This is a genomic window from Winogradskyella marina (assembly GCF_015645385.1).
GTDB classification, from domain to species: Bacteria; Bacteroidota; Bacteroidia; order Flavobacteriales; family Flavobacteriaceae; genus Winogradskyella; species Winogradskyella marina.
The window spans coordinates 1-26,211 of record NZ_JADOET010000023.1 but is presented as its reverse complement, the minus strand read 5'-3'; the positions used below and the strand labels follow the sequence as shown (position 1 = coordinate 26,211).

The 26,211-nt window shown below is 34.1% G+C and carries 25 protein-coding genes; 12 read left to right on the top strand and 13 right to left on the bottom strand.

Features of this window, described 5'->3' with window-relative positions; translation table 11 throughout:
• Both ITJ86_RS16515 and uvrB read left to right on the top strand, forming a co-directional pair.
• Positions 1–859 (top strand): T9SS type B sorting domain-containing protein (locus tag ITJ86_RS16515; protein WP_195872761.1); only part of this gene is annotated, 859 nt, incomplete at its 5' end.
• Positions 860–1,012: 153 nt separating this feature from the next.
• On the top strand, positions 1,013–3,016 hold the full coding sequence (gene uvrB / locus ITJ86_RS16510; protein WP_195872760.1) for an excinuclease ABC subunit UvrB: 2,004 nt from the start codon (positions 1,013–1,015) through the stop codon (positions 3,014–3,016).
• A gap of 138 nt (positions 3,017–3,154) precedes the next feature.
• On the opposite strand, the gene ITJ86_RS16505 is transcribed toward uvrB, so the two are convergent.
• On the bottom strand, positions 3,155–3,556 hold the full coding sequence (locus ITJ86_RS16505; RefSeq protein ID WP_195872759.1) for a TerB family tellurite resistance protein: 402 nt from the start codon (positions 3,554–3,556) through the stop codon (positions 3,155–3,157).
• A gap of 141 nt (positions 3,557–3,697) precedes the next feature.
• On the opposite strand from ITJ86_RS16505, the gene ITJ86_RS16500 reads away from it, so the two are divergent.
• The gene (locus tag ITJ86_RS16500) at positions 3,698–4,504 is read left to right on the top strand and encodes an alpha/beta hydrolase (RefSeq protein WP_195872758.1); all 807 of its coding nucleotides are present in this window, start codon (positions 3,698–3,700) and stop codon (positions 4,502–4,504) included.
• 89 nt (positions 4,505–4,593) lie between these two features.
• Positions 4,594–4,854: a DUF1456 family protein gene (locus ITJ86_RS16495; RefSeq protein ID WP_195872757.1), complete on the top strand. Its 261-nt coding sequence runs from the start codon at positions 4,594–4,596 to the stop codon at positions 4,852–4,854.
• Positions 4,855–4,995: 141 nt separating this feature from the next.
• Here ITJ86_RS16495 and sucC read toward each other — a convergent pair whose 3' ends face one another.
• Both sucC and ITJ86_RS16485 read right to left on the bottom strand, forming a co-directional pair.
• Entirely contained in the window at positions 4,996–6,186 is a 1,191-nt protein-coding gene (sucC, locus tag ITJ86_RS16490) for an ADP-forming succinate--CoA ligase subunit beta (RefSeq protein WP_195872756.1), read from the bottom strand.
• A 104-nt stretch (positions 6,187–6,290) separates the two neighbouring features.
• Positions 6,291–6,947, bottom strand: a complete 657-nt coding sequence (locus ITJ86_RS16485) for a hypothetical protein (protein ID WP_195872755.1) — start codon at positions 6,945–6,947, stop codon at positions 6,291–6,293.
• Positions 6,948–7,186: 239 nt separating this feature from the next.
• Here ITJ86_RS16485 and lysA point away from each other — a divergent pair, with 239 nt between their 5' ends.
• The 3 genes from lysA to ITJ86_RS16470 all read left to right on the top strand — a co-directional run bounded on the left by lysA (position 7,187) and on the right by ITJ86_RS16470 (position 12,869).
• Positions 7,187–8,392, top strand: a complete 1,206-nt coding sequence (gene lysA, locus ITJ86_RS16480) for a diaminopimelate decarboxylase (protein ID WP_195872754.1) — start codon at positions 7,187–7,189, stop codon at positions 8,390–8,392.
• A gap of 87 nt (positions 8,393–8,479) precedes the next feature.
• Positions 8,480–9,499: an AI-2E family transporter gene (locus tag ITJ86_RS16475; RefSeq protein WP_195872753.1), complete on the top strand. Its 1,020-nt coding sequence runs from the start codon at positions 8,480–8,482 to the stop codon at positions 9,497–9,499.
• 100 nt (positions 9,500–9,599) lie between these two features.
• On the top strand, positions 9,600–12,869 hold the full coding sequence (locus tag ITJ86_RS16470) for a S41 family peptidase (protein ID WP_195872752.1): 3,270 nt from the start codon (positions 9,600–9,602) through the stop codon (positions 12,867–12,869).
• 180 nt (positions 12,870–13,049) lie between these two features.
• Here the strand turns inward: ITJ86_RS16470 and ITJ86_RS16465 are convergent, their stop codons facing one another.
• The 8 genes from ITJ86_RS16465 to ITJ86_RS16430 all read right to left on the bottom strand — a co-directional run bounded on the left by ITJ86_RS16465 (position 13,050) and on the right by ITJ86_RS16430 (position 21,140).
• On the bottom strand, positions 13,050–13,637 hold the full coding sequence (locus ITJ86_RS16465; RefSeq protein WP_195872751.1) for a hypothetical protein: 588 nt from the start codon (positions 13,635–13,637) through the stop codon (positions 13,050–13,052).
• Positions 13,630–14,508: a PPK2 family polyphosphate kinase gene (locus ITJ86_RS16460; RefSeq protein ID WP_195872750.1), complete on the bottom strand. Its 879-nt coding sequence runs from the start codon at positions 14,506–14,508 to the stop codon at positions 13,630–13,632. Before ITJ86_RS16460 ends, ITJ86_RS16465 begins: the two co-directional genes overlap by 8 nt.
• A 140-nt stretch (positions 14,509–14,648) precedes the next feature.
• Positions 14,649–15,812 carry a sigma-54-dependent transcriptional regulator gene (locus ITJ86_RS16455; RefSeq protein ID WP_195872749.1) on the bottom strand — a complete coding sequence of 388 codons (1,164 nt, stop codon included), beginning with the start codon at positions 15,810–15,812 and terminating at the stop codon, positions 14,649–14,651.
• A gap of 69 nt (positions 15,813–15,881) precedes the next feature.
• Positions 15,882–16,757 carry a mechanosensitive ion channel family protein gene (locus ITJ86_RS16450; RefSeq protein WP_195872748.1) on the bottom strand — a complete coding sequence of 292 codons (876 nt, stop codon included), beginning with the start codon at positions 16,755–16,757 and terminating at the stop codon, positions 15,882–15,884.
• A gap of 3 nt (positions 16,758–16,760) precedes the next feature.
• On the bottom strand, positions 16,761–18,074 hold the full coding sequence (locus ITJ86_RS16445) for an ABC transporter permease (RefSeq protein WP_195872747.1): 1,314 nt from the start codon (positions 18,072–18,074) through the stop codon (positions 16,761–16,763).
• A 2-nt stretch (positions 18,075–18,076) separates the two neighbouring features.
• Positions 18,077–19,003, bottom strand: coding sequence for an ABC transporter ATP-binding protein (locus tag ITJ86_RS16440; protein WP_195872746.1), 927 nt, complete (start codon positions 19,001–19,003; stop codon positions 18,077–18,079).
• A gap of 392 nt (positions 19,004–19,395) precedes the next feature.
• Positions 19,396–20,514 (bottom strand): molecular chaperone DnaJ, encoded by a 1,119-nt coding sequence (gene dnaJ / locus ITJ86_RS16435; RefSeq protein WP_195872745.1) that lies wholly within the window; start codon positions 20,512–20,514, stop codon positions 19,396–19,398.
• A gap of 59 nt (positions 20,515–20,573) precedes the next feature.
• Positions 20,574–21,140 (bottom strand): nucleotide exchange factor GrpE, encoded by a 567-nt coding sequence (locus tag ITJ86_RS16430; RefSeq protein WP_195872744.1) that lies wholly within the window; start codon positions 21,138–21,140, stop codon positions 20,574–20,576.
• Between the two features lie 148 nt (positions 21,141–21,288).
• On the opposite strand from ITJ86_RS16430, the gene ITJ86_RS16425 reads away from it, so the two are divergent.
• Positions 21,289–21,942 carry a YceI family protein gene (locus tag ITJ86_RS16425; protein ID WP_195872743.1) on the top strand — a complete coding sequence of 218 codons (654 nt, stop codon included), beginning with the start codon at positions 21,289–21,291 and terminating at the stop codon, positions 21,940–21,942.
• A 164-nt stretch (positions 21,943–22,106) separates the two neighbouring features.
• On the opposite strand, the gene ITJ86_RS16420 is transcribed toward ITJ86_RS16425, so the two are convergent.
• Positions 22,107–22,292, bottom strand: coding sequence for a hypothetical protein (locus ITJ86_RS16420; RefSeq protein WP_195872742.1), 186 nt, complete (start codon positions 22,290–22,292; stop codon positions 22,107–22,109).
• Between the two features lie 41 nt (positions 22,293–22,333).
• Here ITJ86_RS16420 and ITJ86_RS16415 point away from each other — a divergent pair, with 41 nt between their 5' ends.
• Positions 22,334–22,720, top strand: a complete 387-nt coding sequence (locus ITJ86_RS16415; RefSeq protein ID WP_195872741.1) for a pyrophosphohydrolase domain-containing protein — start codon at positions 22,334–22,336, stop codon at positions 22,718–22,720.
• Between the two features lie 68 nt (positions 22,721–22,788).
• Here the strand turns inward: ITJ86_RS16415 and ITJ86_RS16410 are convergent, their stop codons facing one another.
• Positions 22,789–23,862, bottom strand: coding sequence for a branched-chain amino acid aminotransferase (locus tag ITJ86_RS16410; protein WP_195872740.1), 1,074 nt, complete (start codon positions 23,860–23,862; stop codon positions 22,789–22,791).
• A gap of 117 nt (positions 23,863–23,979) precedes the next feature.
• On the opposite strand from ITJ86_RS16410, the gene ITJ86_RS16405 reads away from it, so the two are divergent.
• From ITJ86_RS16405 to mnmD, 3 genes are all read left to right on the top strand, one after another.
• The gene (locus ITJ86_RS16405; RefSeq protein WP_195872739.1) at positions 23,980–24,483 is read left to right on the top strand and encodes a DUF4920 domain-containing protein; all 504 of its coding nucleotides are present in this window, start codon (positions 23,980–23,982) and stop codon (positions 24,481–24,483) included.
• Positions 24,446–24,922 carry an SET domain-containing protein gene (locus tag ITJ86_RS16400; RefSeq protein ID WP_195872738.1) on the top strand — a complete coding sequence of 159 codons (477 nt, stop codon included), beginning with the start codon at positions 24,446–24,448 and terminating at the stop codon, positions 24,920–24,922. Before ITJ86_RS16405 ends, ITJ86_RS16400 begins: the two co-directional genes overlap by 38 nt.
• 151 nt (positions 24,923–25,073) lie before the next feature.
• On the top strand, positions 25,074–25,826 hold the full coding sequence (gene mnmD, locus ITJ86_RS16395; RefSeq protein ID WP_195872737.1) for a tRNA (5-methylaminomethyl-2-thiouridine)(34)-methyltransferase MnmD: 753 nt from the start codon (positions 25,074–25,076) through the stop codon (positions 25,824–25,826).
• Positions 25,827–26,211 lie beyond the last annotated feature (385 nt).

Below are 26,211 nucleotides of genomic sequence, written 5' to 3'. Positions count from 1 at the left end.
TACAAACGGTAATTATTTTACAGGAACAAACGGCAGTGGTACTCAACTTTCTGCTGGTGATTCAATTTCAACGTCACAAACCATTTATATTTATGATGCAATAGGAACAGCACCAGACACCTGTAGCAATGAGAGTAGCTTTGAAATCACTATTACCGGTGCACCAAATGTAGATACTATCGCAGACCAAAATGTCTGTTCAGCTTATACATTACCTGCCTTAACCAATGGGAATTACTTCACGGGTTCTAATGGTACAGGTACACAATTAAATGCTGGTGAGCTAATCTCAACAACACAAACCATTTACATCTATAACAACATTGGAACAGCACCAAATACCTGCTCTAATGAAAGTAGTTTTAGTATTACGATTAATCCAGCGATAGATTTCACACTAGATGAATCTAATATTTCTATAAGCAACAGAATGCTTATAATTTCTATGACTGATCAAACTCTAGACTATTTATACGCTGTAGATAATTCTAGCACGCAGACTTCTAATATTTTTAATAATCTTTCAGAAGGCATCCATACTTTACATGTCACTGATCTTAATGGCTGTATCATTAAATCTCTTTCTTTTGAAATTACAGTAGACCTTTTTATCCCTGTATTTTTCACTCCTAATAATGACACTTATAACGATTACTGGACGGTAATTGATAGAAATCAGATTGTAAAAGACATCCTTATTTTTAATAGATATGGTAAACTTATCAAACAATTAATTCCGTCAAATTATTCTTGGGATGGCTATTACAACGGAAAAATGCTAGAGTCGAATGACTTCTGGTATTTAATCACATTAAAAAATGGTGACGAACTGAGAGGCCATTTTGCTTTAAAACATTAAACTGGGTAAGGCTTACATGACGTAAAAAAGCATTCCTGTCATATCATTTATAAAAAGGACGTCAAGGTTTAAATCTCGAAGTCCTTTTCATTTTAACGCAATTGTAACGCACTACGCCATTTAATTATAATCCCTTTATCGTAACTTTGCAGTATGCGATTTAAAATCAAATCAGAATTCAAACCTACAGGTGATCAGCCACAAGCTATAAAAAAATTAGCTGCTGGTGTTGATGGAAAAGAAAAATATCAAACCCTTTTAGGTGTTACGGGTTCTGGTAAAACATTTACGGTTGCCAATGTGATTGAAGAAGTGCAACGACCAACCTTAGTTTTAGCGCACAATAAAACTTTGGCTGCGCAATTGTATTCAGAGTTCAAACAATTCTTTCCAGATAATGCCGTAGAGTATTTCGTCTCTTACTATGATTACTATCAACCCGAAGCTTACATTCCGGTTTCAGGCGTTTATATAGAAAAGGATTTATCTATTAATGAGGAAATTGAGAAGATGCGTTTAAGTACGACCTCTTCCCTACTTTCTGGTCGTCGTGATGTGATTGTAATTGCATCTGTATCATGTTTATATGGTATTGGGAATCCTGTGGAATTTCAAAAAAATGTGATATCCATTGAACGCGATCAAGTTATTTCGCGCACCAAATTATTACACCAACTCGTACAAAGTTTATATTCTAGAACGGAAGCCGACTTCAAAAATGGAAACTTCAGAATTAAAGGAGATACCGTTGATGTATTTCCTGGATATGCTGATCATGCCTTTAGAATTCACTTTTTTGGTGATGAAATAGAAGAAATTGAAGCGTTTGATGCTAGAACAAATGAAATTATAGAGCGTTACGACAGACTGAATATCTATCCAGCAAATATGTTTGTGACCTCACCTGATGTATTGCATGGAGCGATAAAAAATATTCAAGACGATTTAGTAAAACAATACGATTATTTCAAAGAAATAGGAAAACATCTCGAAGCTAAACGATTAAAAGAACGCACAGAATTCGATTTAGAAATGATTCGTGAATTAGGCTATTGTTCAGGTATTGAAAATTATTCTAGATATTTAGACGGGCGACTACCTGGCACAAGACCGTTCTGTTTGTTAGATTATTTTCCAGATGATTTTTTAATGGTGGTTGACGAAAGTCACGTGACCATTTCTCAAGTCCATGCCATGTATGGAGGTGATAGAAGCCGAAAAGTAAACCTTGTAGATTACGGTTTCCGCTTACCAGCAGCTATGGACAACAGACCTTTAAAGTTTGAAGAATTTGAAGCCCTTCAAAATCAAGTAATTTATGTGTCTGCAACTCCAGCGGATTACGAAATGCAAAAAACGGATGGCGTTTATGTGGAGCAAGTCATCAGGCCAACAGGTTTATTAGATCCTATTATTGAAGTCAGACCAAGTTTAAATCAGATTGATGATTTAATCGAAGAAATTCAAAATAGAGTTGAAAAAGACGAACGTACTTTGGTAACGACGTTAACGAAACGAATGGCTGAAGAATTGACTAAATATCTAACGCGAATTTCAGTGCGAACACGATATATTCACAGTGATGTAGATACTTTAGAACGTGTTGAAATCATGCAAGATTTAAGAAAAGGCGTTTTTGATGTTTTGGTTGGGGTTAACTTACTTCGTGAAGGGTTAGATTTACCTGAAGTATCTCTTGTTGCTATTTTAGATGCAGACAAAGAAGGTTTTTTACGTTCGGCAAGATCATTAACACAAACCGTTGGAAGAGCAGCAAGACACCTCAACGGAAAAGCAATTATGTATGCTGATAAAGTGACCAAAAGCATGCAAAAAACTATCGATGAAACGAATTACCGTCGTGAAAAACAAATTGCGTACAATACGAAACATAATTTGGTACCAAAAGCACTTAACAAGAGTTTAGATAGTGCCTTAACTAAAAATTCCGTGAGTACATATCGTACAGAACTCGATGCACAAATAGCGGCAGAACCAGAAAGCGACTATTTAACCAAAGGTGAACTCGAAAAGAAAATAAGAGAACGACGTAAACTCATGGAACAGGCAGCTAAAGCTTTAGACTTTTTAGAAGCAGCGCGTTTTAGGGATGAGATTACGGCTTATCAGAGTAAGTTGGAGAAGTTGAAGGTTTAAATGTATGAGTGGTGTCCTCTTGAGGTGTAAAATTAGCTTATCTAAAAAACTAATTTTAATAAGATACCGCTTTTCAGCGGCATAAGTTCAACTAACTAAATTGAATGCGCTAAATAGCTTTTCAATTTAGAGTTTCACTTAATTATATTGAACCTTAAAAATATCAATCAAGAAATCTGGTGGTACAACCTTATTAGGAAAGCTATCCATTAAGTCTAAAACTCTATTTATTGACTCATGACTTAATCCCATTCGCAATCCAAAGTTATGGATTTTCACCAATTGTTTAGGAGACACTTTGTGATCTAAATTCATTAGAAGTACTAATCTATGAAATTGTACTATACGCTCGCTATGCGATTTTAAATGCACATATGTTACAGGGTGTTCAAAGAGATATTCAAAATCTTCTTTAGATATATCTAATTGTTTAGCAATACTGAATAAAAAATTATACTCAATAGTTCTTATATTTTCATCTGATTGAGCAAAGGCAATCATCTCGGAAAGTAAGCTCAATTTTTCAGCTCTATTTATCATAATTCACTGGCAATTATTTATAATGTAAAGTTACAGAGGTAGTTTATTTTATTGTCGTTGATATAATGTATCTTGTCGAAAAATTAGACGTATTTAGTCGATTTAATTAAACGTTTATCAACTCAAAGGACAAGGAACAGCATGAAATTGAAGTATTTAATCTTACTAATTTCAGCATTTGTTTTAAACACAACAAACGCACAAAGCACTGCTTCTAAACAAGTTACAGAATTTTTAATTGCAGCACCTCAATTAGATACAATAAAAACTATTTGGGTGTATTTACCTACAAATTATAAAAAAACTAAAAAATCGTATCCTGTGATTTACATGCACGATGCACAAAATTTATTCGATACAGAAACATCCTATGTTGGCGAATGGGAAGTTGATGAATATATGGATACGCTTACAGATAATCAAAGCATCATTATTGGAATTGAACACGGCAATGTAAAACGTATAGATGAACTCACACCATATAAACATGAAAAACATGGCGGCGGAGAAGGAGATGCCTATTTAACATTTATAAAAAACACATTAAAACCACACATTGATAAAACGTACAGAACAAAACCCGAAGCAGAAGACACCACAATTTTTGGATCGTCTTTAGGTGGTTTACTTTCGTTTTATGCTGTTATAAAATATCCTGAAACATTTGGCAAAGCTGGTGTATTCTCGCCTGCATTTTGGATTAATCCTGAAATATTTGATTTTGTGGAAGCTTCTGACATACCTGAAACATCTAAATTTTACTTTTTAGCAGGCACTGACGAAGGAGAAACGATGATTCCTAAATTAGATGAGATGCTAAAATTATTAGAAACTAAAGGAGTTAAGGACACACAATATACAAGCCTTAAGATTAAAGGCGGACAACATAACGAAAAAATATGGGCTGACCATTTTGGTACGGCTTATGAATGGTTAATCATTGACTAAAACGTTTTGTCACTTCGAGCGCAGACGAGAAGTCTCAACTAATATTAATAAACGATTCCTATTTTTACAGGAACAGAAATACATTTTTTATGACAAATAACGACATATTCAAAAAACTAAGAGTAGCACATAAACTAAGAGACGATGATATCGTAAAAATCTTAGAATTAGTAGATTTCAGAATTTCTAAAAGTGAGCTTAATGCTATGTTTAGAAATGAAGACCACCCAAAATATATGGAATGTGGAGATCAGATTCTTCGTAATTTCTTGAATGGATTAATTATTCATTTGCGTGGACCTATGCCTAAAAAGGGAGAGAAGAAGAACGTGGACAAGAAGAAAAATTAAATTATAACCTTCTTTTACCATTTTACGGCATGAGGAAGATATTGAACAAAAAAAGAGCAACAAATTAATGTTGCTCTTTTATATTTTATATAATTCCAATCTAGTTAGATACTGAAACAAGTTCAGCATGTCATAATTGTATTATGACAAAACTTCTTGCACCTTATCAGCTGCTTCTTGGAATTCTGTCGCACTCATAACATCTAAACCAGAATTGTCAATTAATTCTTTAGCGATGTCAGCGTTTGTACCTTGCAAACGAACAATAATTGGCACGTTAATGTTACCCATATTTTTATACGCGTCAATAACACCTTGAGCAACACGATCACATCTTACAATTCCACCGAATATGTTGATTAAGATGGCTTTCACAGCAGGATCTTTTAATATAATTTTAAAAGCCGCTTCTACTCTAGCTGCATCTGCAGTTCCACCAACATCTAAAAAGTTAGCTGGCTCACCACCTGCTTGCTTAATTAAATCCATCGTTGCCATGGCTAAACCAGCACCATTTACCATACACCCAACGTTTCCGTCTAAGTCTACATAGTTTAAACCTAAAGCGCCTGCTTCAACTTCAATCTGGTTTTCTTCACGTAAATCACGTAATTCAGCTAAATCTCTGTGTCTGTATAAAGCGTTAGCATCTAAAGTTACCTTAGCATCAACAGCCATTATTTTACTATCACTCGTTTTTAATACAGGGTTGATTTCAAATAAAGACGCATCCGATTTATCATAAGCAGTATATAAAGCGGTAACAAATTTTGTCATCTCTTTAAAAGCTGTTCCAGATAAGCCTAAGTTAAACGCGATACGACGCGCTTGAAAAGGTAAGATCCCTGTAGCAGGATCAATCTCTTCATTATGTATTAAATGTGGTGTTTCTTCTGCAACAGTTTCAATGTCCATACCGCCTTCCGTAGAATATACAATCATGTTTCTACCGTTTGCACGATTTAATAATACAGACATGTAATATTCGTTTGGCTCTTCATCACCTGGATAGTAAACATCTTCTGCTACTAAAACTTGGTGTACACGTTTCCCTTCCGCAGAAGTTTGTGGTGTTACCAAATCCATTCCTATGATTTGTCCTGCAATTTCTTCAACTTCCTGAAGGTTTTTGGCCAACTTAACGCCTCCACCTTTACCACGTCCACCTGCATGAACTTGCGCTTTAATAACATGCCAACCTGTATCAGTTTCAGCTGTTAATTGCTTTGCTGCATCAACAGCTTCTTTTGCACTTTGAGCTACAATACCACGTTGGATACGTACACCAAAACTGCTTAATAATTCTTTTCCTTGATATTCGTGTAAATTCATTTTTAATCAGAAATTTATTGGTCTGACAAAAGTAAGCATACTAATAGTTTTTACCAATAGTTTTTAAAATTGATTTATCCCATTTCAGTGCACACTCTAAAAGTTTAATCAATTAGGCGTTTTATAGCCGAAAATGCTTTGTCTACCAAATAATCTTCAACAACAATTGTAAACTCATTAGTCGTAGAAACCACCTCATACAAGGTAATGTTTTCCCAAGCTAAGCGTTTAAATATCTGATAATACAAGCCAACGATTTTAGAATTCCCTTTGGGCAAATAAATACTAATAGCAGATAATTTTTCTTGTAATCCTATCTGTGTTTCATGTTTAAAAGCTTTGAGAACACTATCCTTTTCAGCAGTCGAAATAATAATATTACTCTCAAACATACCACGTGTAAAGGCATAAAATGTTTGTTGATTCTCACTAATTTTTTCTAAAATTTGCGAATGACTATGGATTAAAGTCCTTGAATTTTGAAAAGTAAAATCACTCAAATTAGATCGCACTGTAATATCACCAATTTGATTAAAAGCTTTCTTTAAACTATTGGAGTTTTCTAGATTCAATGGTTGTTGATACCGTCGCAATGCCATCATAATGGCACCATCTTTTACAGGTTTCCGCAACATTCTAGAAATCGGTGCATTTAACTCTTTTGCTAAGGCCGAAAAATTAATAATCTCTTTAGATAAGCCTTCTTCTAAAAAAGGACTAGCCACAATAATATCTTGAACACAGGACGCTATGGTTTTCACACGTTTAAATTTTGATAATTTTAAAAAAAATAATTCTAAAATTGAGAACGCGTGGAACCACTTCGTTCTCGTATTAAAAAGCTTCAATATTAATTAAAATATAATTTAACTTTTTAATACTCGTTTCATTTTGTTAATTATTTAACATTATGTGTAAAAATAGCAATATTTTATCATTTTTATGTTTTTTATATCGATTACATTTACTTTCGCCAACTAACTTTTAAGAATTAAGAAGAATGAAGGATAATACCTTATTACAGATTGCAAAGGATTTTGGAAGTCCTGTTTATGTTTATGATGCTGAAAAAATAGAAACACAGTACAAACGTTTAACAAAAGCATTTAATAAGGTTAAACATCTGAAACTTAATTATGCTGTTAAGGCCTTATCTAACATTTCAGTATTAAAATTATTTAACAAATTAGGTTCTGGAATTGATACCGTTTCTATTCAAGAATTGCGATTAGGCTTAAAAGCCGGATTTAAACCTGAAAACATCATTTTTACACCAAATGGCGTCTCACTTGAAGAGATTGAAGAAGCCGCTAAATTAGGTGTTCAGATTAATATTGATAACCTATCCATATTAGAACAATTTGGAACTAAACATCCTAAAACTCCGGTTTGTATTCGTATAAATCCACATGTAATGGCTGGCGGAAATACTAATATTTCTGTTGGACATATTGATAGTAAGTTCGGCATTTCGATTCATCAGATTCCGCTTTTACTTCGTATCGTTGAGAACACTAAAATGAATATCAACGGTATTCACATGCACACAGGAAGTGATATTTTAGATATTGATGTCTTTTTATATGCCAGTGAAATTCTATTTGAAACAGCTAAAAACTTCAAAACACTTGAATTCATAGATTTTGGTTCAGGATTTAAAGTACCATACAAAAAAGGTGATATTGAAACCAATATTGATGAGTTAGGTGAAAAATTATCACAACGTTTTAATGAATTCTGTAAGGAATACGGCAAAGATTTAACTTTAGCGTTTGAACCAGGAAAATTTTTAGTGAGTGAAGCTGGTGTATTTTTAGCCAAAGTAAACGTGGTAAAACAAACAACTTCAACGGTTTTTGCTCAGGTAGATTCTGGCTTTAATCATTTAATACGACCAATGCTTTATGGTTCACAGCACGATATTTTAAATATCTCGAATCCAAAAGGCCGCGAACGTTTTTATTCTGTTGTAGGTTATATCTGTGAAACAGACACATTTGCAAATAACAGACGAATTTCAGAAATAAACGAAGGCGACATTCTATGTTTTAAAAATGCAGGAGCCTATTGCTACTCTATGGCGAGCAACTACAACTCGCGTTACAGACCTGCTGAAGTGTTACTATATAAAGGAAAAGCGCAACTCATTAGAAAGCGTGAGGTTTTTGAAGATATCTTACATAACCAAGTTGAAATTACCATATAACAAAGCTATCTGAGTTAATATTTTGTGGGATTAAAGTAACGCTCTACACGGTTTGCGATTATCTTTGAGAAAACCAATCAACGTCCTATGAGTCAAATTGCTCCTAAAATAATCCGTCAAATTTTTATTTTACTATTAATCATAGTTTTTGGAATTATGATTTTTACTGAAATGTTACCTTATTTAACTGGTGTTCTGGGCGCAATTACATTTTACATTTTACTAAGAAAGCTAATGAAGCGTTTGGTTAATCAGCATAACTGGAACGCCACTTTAGCTGCTTTAACTTTAATGCTAGGCTCTTTTATTTTAATTATGATTCCACTTACGGGTTTCGGAATTATGTTAGGCAATAAAATTTCTGAAGTTGCTGGTAATAGTGAAAAGGTGATTGATGCTTTTAAAGATCAGGTTGGAAGATTACAATTTAAAACAGGTTTTGATATTAATTCTCAAATTGATACAAAATCGATTACAACTTGGCTATCTGAAAGTTTACAAAGTATGGCTGGCAGTAGTTTCAATTTGCTTATTGCCATAGGTCTTATGTATTTTATGCTCTATTTTATGTTGACCAATCGTAAAGCATTAAGACAATCGCTACGGGATTATATTCCAATGAGTAATAAAAACATTTCCGATATTGGTAAGGAAGTTCAAGCCATGGTAAAATCTAATGCCGTTGGAATTCCGTTGGTAGCTATTGCTCAAGGTATTATTGCACTGATTGGGTTTCTAATTTTTGGAATTCAAGATCCGTTGTTTTGGTTTGTCATTGTCACTATAGGTTCTATGATACCTTTCATTGGCACCTTCGTTGGTATTCTTCCTGTTTTTATTCTAACTTTATCTTCAGGAAACTCATTTCAAGCATGGGGAATTTTAATTTACGGTATTGTCGTTGTCGGTTCCACAGATAATATTATTAGGCTATACGTATTGCAAAAACTAGACGATGTTCATCCTTTAGTCACGCTTTTTGGTGTTATTGTTGGTGTTCCTTTATTTGGGTTTATTGGTTTAATTTTTGGACCATTGCTCATTAGTATTTTTATGGCTTTAGTTAAAATCTATACAAAAGAATATGGTAAATCGGTAGAAAGCTAATCAGAAGATTGTGTTTCAAAAGAATAATATTAGATTTTAAATATGACAATTAAGTTATTTGTAACTTTATAACATTATTTAATTTAATCTACCTTCTCTAATGAATTCACAATCAAAATCACATCATCAATTCTATTATGTATCCTTATTTCTTTTATTAACTAGTTTTTTATCTTTTGCACAAGGCACCAGATTACTGCGTCAACCAGACATCAGTGCTACACATATCACCTACACTTATGGTAGCGATATTTGGATTTCTGCATTAAACTCTAATGAAGCCAAACGCATTACTTCTACTGCTGCAATCGAATCTAACCCTTACTTTTCACCAGATGGAAATTGGATTGCTTTCAGTTCTAACAGAGCTGGCGCCAACAATGTCTATGTAGTTTCAAAACATGGTGGTGAACCGAAGCGATTAACATGGCATCCAAGCAGTTCTACCGTAAGAGGTTGGACAAATGATGGAAAGCATATCTTATTTGCTAGTAATAGAGAAACAGCACCACGACCTTATAACAGACTTTACACTATTTCTGTTGAAGGAGGAGCTCCAAAACTACTTACTAAACAGTGGAGTAATAACGGATCTTATTCGCCTGATGGCACTCAAATGATTATTGATAAAATGGACCGTTGGGATGAAGAATGGCGCGCTTATAGAGGCGGACAAAACACACCACTTATTGTGTTGGATTTAGAAACACAAAACGAAGTTTTATTGCCTAATGAACACACAACTGACATTCAACCGCTATGGTTAGATGATACCATTTATTTTTTATCAGATCGGGATTTAGTGTCTAATATTTGGTCTTTCAACCCTGAAACAAAATCACTTACTCAAATCACAAAATTTAAAGGTGCTGACATTAAATGGTTAAGTGGTAATAATGACACTTTAGTTTATGAACGCGATGGCTATTTACATACTTTATCGATTTTAACAGGAAAATCAACCCAGTTAGCAATTGATGTAGTGGGAGATTTTCCATGGTCTGAAACCAAATGGGAAGACGTATCAAATTCTACACGTTCCGCATCCTTGTCACCAAATGGAAAACGTGCCATAATGCAGTCGCGTGGAGATATTTTTACAATTCCTGTAGAGTTTGGAGATGCGCGTAACATCACTGAAAGTTCTGGTACAGCAGACCGCAGACCTATTTGGTCACCAAAAGGGGATAAAATTGCTTGGTTTTCTGATGCTGATAGAAAAGGTTATGCTTTAATGATATCAGATCAAGATGGTTTATCTCAACCTGAAGCAATTTCCATTGGTGAATCTAAACTCGCTTGGAATCCTACGTGGTCTCCAGATGGAAAGCATATCGCCTTTGTAGATGATGATGTACGCTTAAGATTCATCAACTTAGAAACTAAAAAAATTAAAACCATTGCTATTGGTGGAACAAATTTAGAACGTAATAGACTAGAATTAAAATGGTCACCAGACAGTAATTATTTGGCGTATGAAAAAGCAGCTTCTAATAATTTTAGACAAATCTATATCTACGCATTAGAGACAGATAAGTCAACACCAATTACAGACACATTTGCAGATTCCTTTTCACCAGCTTGGGATTTAAATCAAAAACAATTGTACTTTTTAGCCAGTACAGATGTGGCTCTTGCCTCAGGTTGGGCGAATACAAGTTCTATGACAGCAGATCCGGCTTATGCGGCTTATGTCATTAATTTAGATGCTAACGATGATTCTCCTTTTAAACCAAAAAGTGACGAAGAAAACACTCAAAAAGAGGACGACGACAAAAACGATGACAAAAAAGAAAAGGACGATTCTAAAGATAAGAAAGACGACGACACAAAACCTATGCGTATAGATTTTGAAAATATTGGTCGCCGTACACTGGCATTGCCTATTCCTTCTAGGAACTATGGTTTTATTAGTTCTGGTCCTAAAGGTTCGATGTTTATTTCAGAATATGTTCCAAACTCAAGAGCAGCCATACTTCATAAATTCGATCTTAAAAAACAAGAGCACAAAGAGTTTGCATCTGGTGTACGCTCAGTTTCTATAACTACAAATGGTGAACATATGCTCGCTCAAATTAAAGGAAACTGGCAAGTAATTAGTGCAAAAGGCAGCAATGCTAAAGGAGGTAAGCGACTTAAAGTAAACCTACAAATGAAATTAGATCGTTCTGCTGAATGGGAACAAATGTTTGAAGAAGCATGGCGTTACGAACGCGATTATTTTTACGATCCAAATATGCATGGTCGCGATTGGGATGTGGTTTACAAACGTTACGCTCCGTTAGTACCCTTTATAAAACATCGTGCGGATTTATATTACATTCTAGATCAAATGAATGGTGAATTATCCGTTGGTCATAGTTTTGTTCGTGGTGGAGATTATCCAGATATTGAAAGATCAACAACAGGACTATTAGGAGCTGACCTCGTTACAGAAAAAAGCCATTGGAAAATTGATCGCATTTACACAACAGAACGCTGGAATCCAGGTTTAACGGGACCATTGGATGCACCAGGATTAAACATAAAAGAAGGGCATTACATTGTTGGTATAAATGGAAACGAAATTAAAGCAGATGATAATTTTTATGAATATTTAGATGGCACTTCAGGAAAACAAACCATACTTCACATTAATGATAAACCAGATTTTAAAGGTAATTGGCAAGAAATTGTAGAACCTATTCGTAGTGAAAATTCATTAAGACAACGCACTTGGGTTGAAGATAACCGTAGGTTAGTTGACAAACTCTCTAACGGACGATTAGGCTATATTTGGGTGCCCAATACAGGAGGCCCTGGTTTTGTATCCTTCAACAGGTACTATTTTGCTCAACAGGATAAAGAAGGTGCTGTAATAGATGAACGTTTTAATGGAGGTGGTTTGCTAGATGATTATATGGTAGATTTAATGACGCGTAGCCTTAGAGCAGGATTAACAAATGAGGTACCAAACGGAAACCCCTTAACATTACCTGCTGGTATTTTAGGTCCAAAGGTACTATTGATTAATGAACTTGCTGGATCCGGTGGAGACTTTTTTCCGTGGGTATTTAGACAGCAAAACGTTGGACAATTAATTGGTATGACCACTTGGGGAGGCTTAGTAAAATCATCAACACATTATGCATTGATTGATGGAGGTTCATTAACCGCTCCAGACAATGCTGTATTTGATCCTATAAATAACACATGGATTGCCGAGAATAAAGGTGTAGCACCAGATATTGAAGTGCGACAAGATGCAAAAGCACTATCAAACGGAAAAGATCCTCAACTTGAAAGAGCCGTTGAAGAATTAATGAAACAATTGGGTATAAAAAAGGCTGTCAAAGCGCCTCCGTTTCCACAACCTGCCAAAGGAAATTAATCAAATCTAATGTCAGAATTTGATATTGTAATGGTATTTGCCGCAAACCTTTTTGCAAGATTAGGAGTGCGGCTTGTATCTAACTATTAAAATGAAACCAGAAGATAGAAGTAGTGAAGTGTTTTCCGAATACTTAACGCTAACAACCAGATTAGAACGCAAATGGTTTAAAACACGAGTTTAAGATTTCACCTTTCCGGTAAAAAAATTCACCTTAGAATTTAAAGGATTTCCTGTGGTTCGTCGGTAAATAGATAATTGCCCACAGTGCCAAATTGCATCTGCAATTGGACCATTAACTTGATTCCAAAATGGAATTTCGCGTTCACCAAAAATAATTTTGAATTGCGAAATATCATCACTTTCTCTTAAAATATCGGCAGCGACTTTTAAGTTGTTTAAGGTTTTACTTCGCAATTCTGAATATGATAAATCTTCCTTTTCGTTGATGTTTGACTTCTTTAACGTTGAATTTACAATAGTTTTAGACAAATCGTAAATATGTTGAATGGTTTCTAATGAAGTTCGTCCGTCAACATTGGCCTTGTAAGCTAGATCTTTTTCAGTTAAACTATCTGTTGCCCAATAAAACCGAAAGCCTAATGCTTCAATCATCCGAGCTGCCATGGTACCAGCAGTAAACGATTCTGAATATTCAGGAACTTCGTAAAAAGGTAACTTTTCATTATTTTGTGCTGCACTACTCCACATTCCACTCATCAATATTACAACTATAAGACTTATAACAACTTGTTTGAACTTATTCATTTTTTAACTGCGCTTTATAGGTATCAATATTTTCTTTTTGATGGTCTGGCAATTCTGGCTCTCTTATGTCTTTGTATTCTTTAAGTGTATCATAGAGGATTTTTGCCACAATATATCTTGCTGTTGGCTTATCATCGGCTGGAATATTGTACCATGGTGCATTGGGTTTAGACGTTCTATTTAGTGCTTCTTCATAACACTCTTGATACGTATCCCAATGTTCGCGTTCATCTAAATCATCTGGTGAAAATTTCCAATTTTTATTCGGTTTATTTAAACGTCTAAGAAGTCTGTTTTTTTGTTCCTCTTTTGAAAGATTCAAAAAGAATTTAAAAATGATGGTACCACTATCTGCAACATGCTTTTCAAAATTATTAATCTCGCTATAACGTCTATCCCAAAACGCTTCATCTACATCGTCTAAGCTGTTTATATCTGGCATATTCTCGTACATTAAATATTCTGGATGCACCTTAGTTACCAATACATTTTCGTAATGTGTTCTGTTAAATATTCCAAATTTACCTCGTGCTGGTAAGGCTTTTATATGCCTCCAAAGGTAGTCGTGTTTCAACTCTAAATCTGTAGGCTTTTTAAAACTATGCGCTACAATTCCTCTTACATTAAACTCCTTAAACACTTCACGAATTAAACTATCCTTACCTGCAGTATCCATACCTTGTATACAAAATAACACAGCGTATTTTCCATGCGCATACATTGTATTCTGAATATCTGCGAGATCTTCACTGACTTTTCTTAATTTCTTTTCAATTTTCTTTTCTTTTGCATCGAGATCAAAAGTGGTTGGTAAATCTTTTATATCAACCTTATTAGAAATTTTAAAATCGTCTATATCTATATCTTTCATATGGTAATAGTATTTATATTTATCTAAGTTTTAATCTATAGAGAACGAGGAATATAACTATTTCAGCAACAAAAAACGCACGATTCATTCCTAAAATAAATAGGTCTTAAACTAGTTTAGAACAATTTAATAGTGTGTTTTTATTTTGAAGCAAAAGCCTTAACATCACTTTCACTTACTTCGCTTCCACCCAAAATAATTAAACGTTCAATAACATTACGTAGTTCTCGTATGTTACCTCTCCAATCGTAATTTTGAAGCAGTTTTACAGCTTTATCAGAAAAAGATTTTTTGCCGCTTCCGTGTTCTTTTGAAATCTTTTTAGAAAAATAATCTATCAATAACGGAATGTCTTCTCGTCTGTCATTTAATGCAGGAACTTCAATTAAAATAACGGCTAATCTGTGGTATAAATCCTCTCTAAACCTACCTTCTTCAATTTCCTTTTTAAGGTTTTTATTGGTTGCTGCTACAACTCTTACATTCACTTTAATATCCTTATCACTACCGACACGTTGAATTCTACTTTCTTGTAACGCACGCAATACCTTAGCTTGTGCTGGCAAACTCATATCGCCAATTTCATCTAAAAATATGGTTCCGCCGTTGGCAGCTTCAAACTTACCTGCTCTATCTTTTGCGGCAGATGTAAACGCACCTTTGACATGTCCGAATAATTCACTTTCTATAAGTTCACTAGGAATCGCTGCACAGTTAACCTCAATCATTGCTCCTTTAGAACGTTCACTTTTTTGGTGTAACCAATGTGCCACTAATTCTTTACCAGTTCCATTAGGACCTGTAATTAAAACACGAGCATCAGTTGGTGCAACTTTATCTATCATGTTTTTAATACGTTCTATTGCATCGCTTTCACCTATCATTTCGTAGTTTTTACTCACTTTTTTCTTGAGTCTTGTATTTTCTACGACGAGTTCTTTTCTGTCTAATGCAATACGAACAGTATTTAATAATCTGTTTAAATCTGGTGGTTTAGAGATATAATCAAAAGCACCTAATCGCATGGTATTTACAGCTGTATCTAAATCACCATGACCAGAAATCATAACCATAGGTGTTTCTGGCTTCAATTTTTTAACGGCTTCTAACACTTCGACGCCATCCATTTTTGGCATTTTAATATCACAAAGCACAAGGTCGTAATCTTCTTTCTTTATTTTTTCGATTCCGGCTAAACCATCTTCTGCTTCTTCTACTTCGTACGTATCATTTTCTTCAGAAAGTATTTTTACTAATACGCGTCGTATAGCAGCTTCATCTTCTATAATTAATATTTTTGGCATAACTTTTTTTTATTTTTTTTTGTTACAAGTGATTCAATGTCATTAAATCACTGAACGTATTAGCATATTTTATTTTTCAATAATATGTATATCGCGTTGCGGAAATGGAATTGAAATGTTGTTTTCTCTAAAAAGACGATCGATTTCAAACCGAAGATCACTTTTTATATATTTTGCTGTAAAACTATCACCTAAAGTAAAAATAAGTTTAAAATTTAGAGCACTATCTCCAAAGTCAGTAAAAAGCACAACAGCTTCAGGGCTTGGCAAAACAGCGTCATGGGTTCTTGCTGCTTGTAGTAATAGTTTTTTAACCAACTGCACATCACTTCCGTAAGCCACACCAACCATTACACTCTCTCGAGTCGTTGTATCATTTTGTGTCCAGTTATACAAACTGTTTTCTAAATACAAATGATTAGGAATTATTAAAACTTTATTATCTATGGTTACGGCCCTTGTGGTTCGTAATTTAATTTCAATAACGCGACCAACCCTATCTTCTATCTCAATAATATCGCCAACATGAACGGTTTGGTCTACTAATATAAAAATACCTGCAATTATATCTTGAAAAAGGGTTTGCAAGGCCAAACCAATACCGATTAGCAAAGCCGCTGAAGCTGCAAAAACAGCAGTAATATTAACACCAACACTATGTAGTGTTATTAAGAGAATAATAATATAAACAAGCCATCTAAAATAGCCATAGACTACATTAAACTTACTTTTATCTTCCTTAGGAAGCTTTCTCGTAATTAGCTTTAGAAAAATCCTCAATACTATTGTAGTGATAAAAATAGCCGTGATTACAACTAAAATATCTAATATTGAAATACTAATATCGTTACCAATAGTCATATTTTGACTTAGAAATCCTTTTATAGTTTCCCAAGTATTACTTTCGGTAATAGTATTTTCAAATGATTCTAAATCTTGACTCATTTTTTAATATTTCAACCATTTAAACAGTTCTTTATACGTTGGCTTTTTACCATACATTAAAATTCCGACACGATAAATCTTAGCCGCAAACCATACGGCAAAAATAAATGTTCCTATAAGTAACAATAACGATAAGCCCTGTTGCCATAGTGGAACTCCAAACGGAATTCGCATTAACATTACCACTGGCGATGTTAAAGGTACGAACGAAAATACCGTGGATACGGTTCCATGCGGATCTTCAATTACTGTAAACACACCTACATAAACAGCCAAAATTAATGGCATAAGAATGGGCAGCATAAATTGCTGAGTGTCGGTTTCGTTGTCCACAGCTGCTCCAATGGCCGCATAAAGTGAACTATACAATAAATAACCACCTATAAAAAAGAATAAAAACGCAATAATTAAGTTGGTCATTGGTAAATTACTAATTGCTGTAATTAGGTTTTCTGCCATAGCTTGGGCTCCATCTGCCTGCATTGCTTGGTTCACCATTTCTTGTTGTGGTGATTGTACTTGCGCTAAATCTATACCGAAAATTGCGGATACCACAAATAATAAAACACCACCTAAAACAACCCAAATCGCAAATTGTGTGACGCCTGCTAAAGAGGTACCAATAATTTTTCCCATCATGAGTTGAATAGGTTTTACAGAAGAAATAATAACCTCAATAATCCTACTCGTTTTTTCTTCAATGACGCTTCGCATAATCATGTTTCCATAAATAATAATAAACATGAAGAGTAAATAACCTGCGGCTCCACCAAATGCCAGTTTTACAATATTATCTATTTTAGAACTTTTTTCTCCTTCAAAACTTTCTTGTGCAATCTCTATATTTGTTTGTGATGCTTCAATCTGTGCTATGGAAACTCCATCTAATTCAAGTTTTTTTTCTTTGAGTCGTTTTTCAATCTTTCGTTCTAAGCTAGAGATGACACTTAAAGACGGGGAATCTTCAGAGTAAAATTTCACATTTCCGGCAACTCCGTCGAGTGAGCTTGCTTTACCAAAATACAACAAGCCATAATCCTCTTTTTCTTTTACTAAGGCAATAGCATCTTCAAGGCTTAAGCCATCAAGACTTGTATAGGTTGTATTTTCTGTATTCTGAAATTCTCCTTTTAAATAACCTGTCTCATCTAATACAGAAATAGTGCGTTGTTTATCATTGTTTAACTGCGATAAATATGCGACAACTGCAATAAGTGCAATCATTATTAAAGGACTCAAAAACGTCATTACAATAAATGATTTATTCTTCACTTTTGTAAGATACTCGCGTTTTATAATTAATGGTAAATGATTCATTATTAGTTGTTTTTTACAGTTTGAATAAAAATATCACTGGCTGAAGGTATCACTTCTACAAAGTGGTGCACCTCTGCTTTAGAGGTTAAAAATGACAACAAATCATTGGGTGATGCCTGTTCTCCGAGCTTAATATTCAATTTAATATCATCATTTAAATTTTTAAACGTGGCTGGTAGCACTTCAAATTTATCTTGAATTTCTGAAAATACTTTGTCTTTGTTTAAGCTTTCTAATCCAACTTCGAATGTATTGGTTTTAAACTGACGTTTTATATCGTTTAATTTTCCGTCTAAGACTTTATTAGATTTATGAATTAAAGCAATATGATCGCATAATTCTTCAACAGATTCCATTCTATGCGTTGAAAAAATAACAGTAGCTCCTTCATCTCTTAACTGTAAAATTTCGTCTTTTATTAAATTAGCATTAATAGGGTCGAAACCAGAAAATGGTTCATCGAAAATCAACAATTTAGGTTGATGAAGAACCGTTACAATAAATTGGATTTTTTGAGCTTGTCCTTTACTGAGTTCTTGGATTTTTTTATTCCACCAATCTCCAATTTCTAACTTATCGAACCAATATTTTAATCTTTCTTTTGCCTCTGTTTTGCTTAAGCCTTTTAACTGTGCTAAATACAAACATTGCTCTCCAACTTTCATGGATTTATACAATCCACGTTCTTCTGGCAAATAACCAATATCTCTAATATGCTCTGGTTTTAACGGCTGTCCATCTAAAAGCACAGCGCCAGCATCTGGCATAGTAATTTGATTAATTATACGGATCAGTGTGGTTTTACCTGCGCCATTTGGGCCAAGTAAACCAAAGATGCTACCTTTTGGTACAGCAATAGATACTTGATTTAGTGCTTTAAAATTCCCGAAACTTTTTGAAACGGAATCAGCAACTAATAAGTCATTCATATGAAACTAAATTTTTAGGATGTGGTTATTACGTAAATATATTAAATGTTATAGATTCTAAAATAAGAATATGATACTATTTGTTTATTTTTTGAATATTCCCATCGGTTACACAAAAGGTTAGACCATGATTTAACCAAATTTTGATGGATTTTCAGATTTCAAAAGGTGTTTAGGCAGATAATTTGAAGGTAATGATAGATTAAACTGAAATCTGCCGCACCAAAAATACAGCAACAACAACCTGTAAATCAAAACATAATACTTATAAAAACAAAACCCACCCTTATGGTTAGACAAGGATGGGAAAAAATTGCTATGAAAAAGAAAAATTACCGCTAAAATAATTAGCGATGAATCAAATATACTAAATTTTATTAAACAGGCACCCTTTATGAAAACATATCTTTTACCTTTTCAAAAAAAGATTTATCCGAGCTTTCTGGTTTAGGTTCAAAATGCTCATCTTCCTTCATACTTTCAAAAAACGCTTTCTGCTTTTTATTTAAAGTCTTTGGTGTCCAAACATTTACATGTACTAACAAATCCCCTTTACCATAACCATTGATACTTGGAATACCTTTACCTCGTAATCTTAATATTTTACCCGATTGTACACCAGGTTCAATCTTTATTCTCACTTTACCAGTAACAGTATCTATTTCTTTAGAGTTACCTAAAACAGCATCTGGCAAACTTACATACATGTCGTAATGTAGGTTATCTCCTTCTCGTTTTAGTGTCGCATGTTCTTCTTCTTGGATGGCAACTAATAAGTCTCCTGCAATACCATTTCCTGGTGCATCGTTACCTTTTCCTGTAACTTTAAGTTGCATGCCATCTACAACACCTGCTGGTATTTTAACCGTAACTGTTTCTTCAGAAACTTTTAAACCATGTGCATCTGCATCTGCTGGTTTTTTATCTATACTTTGGCCAGCACCACCACAAGTAGGACACGCAGAGGCTGTTTGCATACGACCTAAAATAGTATTGGTAACTCTAGTTACCTGACCAGAACCGTTACAAGTACTACAAGTCTTATACGTTGTACCTTCGGCTTGTATTTTACGTTTTACTTTTATTTTCTTTTCAACACCATTGGCTACATCCTCTAGTGATAAAGTGACACGAATACGCAAGTTGCTACCTTTTGCAACACGTTGTCTTCCGCCACCACCGAAGCCTCCAAAACCGCCTCCGCCTCCGAAGCCTCCGCCAAAGATATCACCGAATTGACTGAATATGTCATCCATATTCATGCCGCCTCCACCAAAGCCACCATTGCCATCAAAGGCTTGATGACCAAATTGGTCGTAACGTGCTTTCTTGTCAGCATTACTTAAAATTTCATATGCTTCTGCTGCCTTTTTAAACTTCTCTTCAGCTTCTGTATCATCTGGATTTTTATCTGGATGATATTTTAAAGCCATTTTACGATACGCTTTTTTTATTTCGGCATCAGTTGCTCCTTTACTTATTCCTAATATCTCGTAATAATCTTCTTTCATCAACTATTTTATTCTCTATTCTTGGTTTTCGCAGAACTGCGTAAATTTGTGTATCTATATTATTGTCCGATAACCACTTTTGGAAAACGAATAACTTTATCGCCTAACTTATAACCACGTTCTACAACATCTATTATTTTCCCTTTAAGGTCTTCAGATGGTGCAGGAATTTGAGTAACCGCGTCATGGTGGTCTGCATCAAAAGCATCACCTTGTTTTACTTCGATTTTAGACAAGCCCTTTTTCTCTAAAGTATCTACAAGTTTATTGTAAATTAATAATACGCCTTTTCTTAATTCTTCGGCCTCTTTGTCATCATCAATATGTGACAAAGCACGTTCAAAATCATCTAAAACTGGTAGCAATGCTATGACAACATCTCTATTTGCAGTTGAATATAACGATACGCGCTCTTGGTTTGTACGCCTTTTGTAGTTTTCAAACTCCGCAAACAAACGAATAAACTTATCTTTTTCGAAAGCCACCTGCTCTTGCAACTGTTCTTCCACAGACTTAGTATCTTCTTCAGACTTAATCTCTTCTTGCCCTTCTACTTCTTCAGTAGCTGTAGCCTGACCCTCAACTTGTGAGTCTTCTACTTTATTTTCTATATCTTTTTTACTCATTTTGAGTTCTTTTTTTGCTTTCCATTAGATTGGCAAAAGTACTGCCATTATTATAAAAATGTCAAAATGTCATTAACAATTTTTTATTATACTTTAAGCTCAGTATTTCATATCTTTGTTTTTAACAACTCAAATAAATACAGAAAATATGAAATCAAATTTTTTAAAAATTTTTATGCTTGTTGCTTTAGCTACATTTTCAAGTTGTGGTGAAAAAGCCAAAGAAGCTAACACTACAGAATCTAAAGATGCTGCTGTTGCTAAATCTGACGCTATTCATTACGCTGTAAACACAGATGAATCAACGATAGAATGGAAAGGTTTTAAGCCAACAGGCTCTCATAATGGTATTATTAATTTATCTGTCGGTAAATTAAGTGTTAATGGAGGTTCTGTAGAAAATGGAAAATTTGTTATTGATATGGGCACAATTGAAGTTCATGATATTCCTGCTGAAGAAGAAAGTAACGCTAAATTAACAGGTCATCTTAAAAGTGAAGACTTTTTTCATGTTGACGAACATCCAAATGCTATTTTTGAAGTTACAGGGATGGAAACTACTGAAGGAAAATCTATGCTTTCTGGTAATTTAACCCTTAAGAAAAGTACAAAAAATGTAAGTTTTCCGGTAGCTATTGATTTTAATGACAATAATTTAACCTTGACAAGTGAAACATTTACAATAGATCGTTCTAACTGGAATGTTAAGCATAAATCAAAATCATTTTTTGATGATTTAGGTGATAAATTCATTAACGATGACATTGAATTAAAAATAACTTTATCTGCTAGTAAAATCTAATAACACTAAGGCTTAAATAAAAAAAGCAGTCATTTTTATGGCTGCTTTTTTTTATTTGACACATTCAATATGCATCAATATATGAATTATTTATATAATGCAAGTCCCGAATAAACATCGGTAGCTTTCGAATTATCTGATAATAAGTGGGTAAAAACAGTTGGTTAAATAAAAATATACTTTATAGCAGCTATCATACCTATGAACCCGATAAAAGCAATAAGAACCCAAACCGTTCCTCTATAATATTTTTTATGAAGTTGAAGATCCTTACGATACTGATACCCAATAACGATAACGAAGGCAATAAAAAATAAAATTCCAAAAATCCATTGACCAGTACTAAACATCTTCTTATTTTTATGCAAAAATAAGGATTAAAATCATAACTATGCAAGACAAAATTAATGCTGTAAAAGCGTTTCATACAGCTTTTAAAATCGGTCATCGCGAAACCCCAAAAGCAGACTTAGGAATTGAAAAAAATATGCTGCGCTATAAACTGATGCGCGAAGAGAACGAAGAGTATTTAGAAGCTGCCAATGACAATGACTTAGTAGAGGTTGCAGATGCATTAGGCGATATGCTTTACATTTTATGTGGCACTATTATAGAACATGGTATGCAACATAAAATTGAAGAAGTATTTAACGAAATACAGCGAAGTAATATGAGTAAATTAGGTGCTGATGGCGAACCAATTTACAGGGAGGATGGTAAAGTTTTAAAAGGCCCTAATTACTTTAAGCCACATATAAAAGCTATTTTAGAATCATAAAAAAAGCAGCTATTCACTGAGCGTAGTCGAAGTGTAGCTGCTTTTTTATGCGATTATTTTAATAATTTCTATTTTACTTCATGTCTCCAACCATGTTTATCTTCCGATAAATTATGTTGAATATTTAATAAGGTCTTCTTAAATAATTTATTGTAAGCGTCTTCAGCATCAGTTCCAGATATTTCAAACAATTCACCTTGATGCTCAAAGGCAGAAATCGGACTAATTACGGCAGCGGTACCTGCACCAAAAACTTCTTTAAGACTACCATCTTTGGCAGCGTTTTTAATTTCTTCAACTGTTACCTGCCTTACTTCACAAGTAATTCCTAAATCTTCCGCAATTTGAATGATACTTTTTCGCGTAATACCATCTAAAATTCTATCGCTTGTCGGTGCTGTTATTAATTTATCATTAACCCTAAAAAACACATTCATTGTTCCAGCTTCTTCAAGAAAAGTATGCGTATCTGCATCTGTCCAAACGACTTGCTGAAATCCTTTTTCTTGTGCCAAACTTGTTGGGTAAAACTGTGCAGCATAGTTACCTGCGGCTTTTGCAGCACCAACTCCTCCATTAGCCGAACGACTATAATGATCTGCAATTAACACTCTAACTGCTGAGTTATAATACGATTGAGCAGGAGAGCAAATAATCATAAATCGATACATATTTGCAGGCGATGCAGAAATGGCTGGTTCTGTAGCTATTACAAAAGGTCTTAAATATAGTGAGTTTCCTACTCCAGGTTTTATCCATTCACTATCTAATTTTAATAAGGCCTCTAAACCTTCAAAAAAATAATTTTCAGGAAATGCTGGCATCGCTAATCGCTCAGAGGATTTATTAATTCTATCAAAATTCTGTTTTGGTCTAAAAAGAAAAATCTTTCCATCTTTGTCTTTATAGGCTTTCATCCCTTCAAACACAGCTTGCCCATAATGAAAGACACGAGCAGACGGATCAAAAGTCATCGCTTGGTATGGCATTATTTGAGGGTCTTGCCATTTCCCATCTTTATAGTCACATACAAACATGTGATCTGTAAACACACGACCAAAGTCTAAGTTGCTAAAATCTACTGTACTGATTTTAGATGTTTCAGCAGTTTCAATGCTGACTTTATCTGTATAATTGGCCATAATTATTTGTGATTTTTAAGCAAAAATACATAATCAGCACGGTAAATGAAAGGTTATATTCCGTTAAATTGACTAAATTTGTAATTATATAATCATTCAAATCAAAACCTATTAATAATGAAAAAAATCATTTTACTTTTTACAATTAGCTTAGTTGCCCTTTCTTGCAAAGACGATTCTAAGACTGCCGAAGACAAAGTTGAAGAGGTCAATCAAGAAATTGCTTATGCTTCTTTTGGAAAAGAAATCAACGATACAGACGCTCTATCTGGCGATCGTATTATGGAACAGTATAAAACCTTAAAAGTTGGTGATACGCTTAATACTAAAGTGAAAGGAAAAATCATTGAGGTGTGTTCTAAAAAAGGCTGTTGGATGACCTTAGATATGGATGGTGAAAACCAAGTGATGGTTAAATTTAAAGATTATGGCTTTTTTATGCCTTTAAATGCTGAAGGTGACGTGGTAATGAATGGAAAAGCATACGTTTCGGAAACTCCAGTTGAAGAATTAAGACATTACGCTGAAGATGCAGGCAAATCTGAAGAAGAAATTGCTGCGATTACAGATCCTAAATTTGAATATGGCTTTGAAGCTGATGGCGTTTTACTTAAAAAATAAGCATTTTACACTACTCTTTCTTTTGTTTTTATGGGTTTACAACTGTAAAAATGACGAAAAATTAGCTGAAGAACAACCTGTTGAAAAAACGGTTGAATACGAGATGTACAAGCCCTCTGAAATGTCTATATTCATGAATGCTATGTACGCCTATAACCTGAGTTTAAAAGCTCAGATTGTTGCTGGCGAAACACCAACTTCAATGCCTTTAGATTTATTAAAATTACATTCAGCAGAAATGACTGACGGTAAAGGTAGAACGGAAAATTGGCAGAGTTTTGTAAATGTTTTTATAGCGTCGCAAGAAGCCGTTGCTGATACACTTTCTAATACCGAATTAAAAGTGCGTTATAACAATGCTATTGCCAACTGTTTAAATTGTCATAAAACGGAATGTACAGGACCAATTCCGAAGATTAGAAAATTACTGATTCAGTAAAAAAAACATAAGATCGCTACGCTTTTAGGACCAAGAACCAAGACTTGATTCTAACAAAATGATAAACAGAAGTGTTTTTATTTAAACTGAAATATTTGGTTTAAAAAAAATCAGATACATCGTGTGACAACAATCGAATAGTCAAAAACATTTGAAAAGAAATATAATTACCACATCGGATGGTTCTAAAACCATCCAAATAGAAGAATGGAACGAACAGTACCATTCCATTCATGGTGCCATACAAGAAGCAAACCATGTGTTTTTAAAGCATGGTTTGCATTTCTTTTTCGCTGAACTCAATTCAGCATCACCTGAAATGGTGTCAGCATCAAAAAATGAACACAAATCTCAGGTTGAAAATGAGTGTCATACTGAGCTTGCCGAAGTATCTATTTTAGAAATAGGTTTTGGCACTGGTCTCAATGCGTTTTTAACCCTTATCGAAGCAGAAAAGTTAAACCTCAACGTCAATTATGTTGGTGTTGAAGCTTACCCTGTTCAACTCGAAGAAATTAAACAGCTTAATTATATTGAATTAATTTCTAAAGAACATGAAGCTGTTTTTGAAAAACTACATGATACACCTTGGGAAGAATCTTGTGAAATCACTTCGAATTTTCAATTAGAAAAACAAGAAAAATTCTTCAAGAACATAACAGCTGTAAACGCTTTTAACATCATCTATTTTGATGCTTTTGGCGCCCGTGTGCAACCCGATTTATGGACTGAAGACATTTTTAAAATTATGTTTAAAGCCCTTAAAACTAATGGTATTCTGGTGACCTATTCTGCAAAAGGCAGTGTAAGACGTGCTATGCAAGCCGTTGGATTTACCGTAGAACGCTTACCTGGACCTCCTGGAAAACGTGAAATGTTAAGAGCCCAGAAAAAGGGGTTGTAACATTCAGCGACATGTAATGAGTTAAATGTTGAGAAAAGCAAAATATTCAGTAAACGAATTATATTAAATGTTAAGACCTGACTAACTAGGCTAAACCTAAAATTATTAATCTTTACCTGTCGTCACTTCGAGTGAAATTCCGCTTTCCAGGAATTTTGTATCGAGAAGCTTATATGTAACCAAGGTTCTCGATACATTTCTCGCACACTCGAACTGACGACGGAGGTAAAATTGAAACAAATACTTTTTAACATTACACCTTTGCTTCTTTGCGACTTTGCGTGAAAAACTACTCAGAGATACGCAGAGATTACACCGAGATTCATGGAGAAAAAAAGACACGAATTGCGATAATTATCACTAATTCTATGACTTTCCAATCACT

Excerpts from the sequence above, each read along its gene's own strand:
- ITJ86_RS16475 (WP_195872753.1), top strand. The coding sequence starts at position 8,480 with ATGAGTCAAATTGCTCCTAAAATAATCCGTCAAATTTTTATTTTACTA.
- ITJ86_RS16430 (WP_195872744.1), bottom strand. The coding sequence starts at position 21,140 with ATGAGTAAAAAAGATATAGAAAATAAAGTAGAAGACTCACAAGTTGAG.
- uvrB (WP_195872760.1), top strand. The coding sequence starts at position 1,013 with ATGCGATTTAAAATCAAATCAGAATTCAAACCTACAGGTGATCAGCCA.
- ITJ86_RS16425 (WP_195872743.1), top strand. The coding sequence starts at position 21,289 with ATGAAATCAAATTTTTTAAAAATTTTTATGCTTGTTGCTTTAGCTACA.
- ITJ86_RS16400 (WP_195872738.1), top strand. The coding sequence starts at position 24,446 with ATGGCTTTGAAGCTGATGGCGTTTTACTTAAAAAATAAGCATTTTACA.
- ITJ86_RS16420 (WP_195872742.1), bottom strand. The coding sequence starts at position 22,292 with ATGTTTAGTACTGGTCAATGGATTTTTGGAATTTTATTTTTTATTGCC.
- ITJ86_RS16450 (WP_195872748.1), bottom strand. The coding sequence starts at position 16,757 with ATGAGTCAAGATTTAGAATCATTTGAAAATACTATTACCGAAAGTAAT.
- ITJ86_RS16505 (WP_195872759.1), bottom strand. The coding sequence starts at position 3,556 with ATGATAAATAGAGCTGAAAAATTGAGCTTACTTTCCGAGATGATTGCC.
- dnaJ (WP_195872745.1), bottom strand. The coding sequence starts at position 20,514 with ATGAAAGAAGATTATTACGAGATATTAGGAATAAGTAAAGGAGCAACT.
- ITJ86_RS16440 (WP_195872746.1), bottom strand. The coding sequence starts at position 19,003 with ATGAATGACTTATTAGTTGCTGATTCCGTTTCAAAAAGTTTCGGGAAT.
- lysA (WP_195872754.1), top strand. The coding sequence starts at position 7,187 with ATGAAGGATAATACCTTATTACAGATTGCAAAGGATTTTGGAAGTCCT.
- sucC (WP_195872756.1), bottom strand. The coding sequence starts at position 6,186 with ATGAATTTACACGAATATCAAGGAAAAGAATTATTAAGCAGTTTTGGT.
- ITJ86_RS16495 (WP_195872757.1), top strand. The coding sequence starts at position 4,594 with ATGACAAATAACGACATATTCAAAAAACTAAGAGTAGCACATAAACTA.
- ITJ86_RS16445 (WP_195872747.1), bottom strand. The coding sequence starts at position 18,074 with ATGAATCATTTACCATTAATTATAAAACGCGAGTATCTTACAAAAGTG.
- ITJ86_RS16470 (WP_195872752.1), top strand. The coding sequence starts at position 9,600 with ATGAATTCACAATCAAAATCACATCATCAATTCTATTATGTATCCTTA.
- ITJ86_RS16405 (WP_195872739.1), top strand. The coding sequence starts at position 23,980 with ATGAAAAAAATCATTTTACTTTTTACAATTAGCTTAGTTGCCCTTTCT.
- ITJ86_RS16465 (WP_195872751.1), bottom strand. The coding sequence starts at position 13,637 with ATGAATAAGTTCAAACAAGTTGTTATAAGTCTTATAGTTGTAATATTG.
- ITJ86_RS16460 (WP_195872750.1), bottom strand. The coding sequence starts at position 14,508 with ATGAAAGATATAGATATAGACGATTTTAAAATTTCTAATAAGGTTGAT.
- ITJ86_RS16455 (WP_195872749.1), bottom strand. The coding sequence starts at position 15,812 with ATGCCAAAAATATTAATTATAGAAGATGAAGCTGCTATACGACGCGTA.
- ITJ86_RS16500 (WP_195872758.1), top strand. The coding sequence starts at position 3,698 with ATGAAATTGAAGTATTTAATCTTACTAATTTCAGCATTTGTTTTAAAC.
- ITJ86_RS16415 (WP_195872741.1), top strand. The coding sequence starts at position 22,334 with ATGCAAGACAAAATTAATGCTGTAAAAGCGTTTCATACAGCTTTTAAA.
- ITJ86_RS16410 (WP_195872740.1), bottom strand. The coding sequence starts at position 23,862 with ATGGCCAATTATACAGATAAAGTCAGCATTGAAACTGCTGAAACATCT.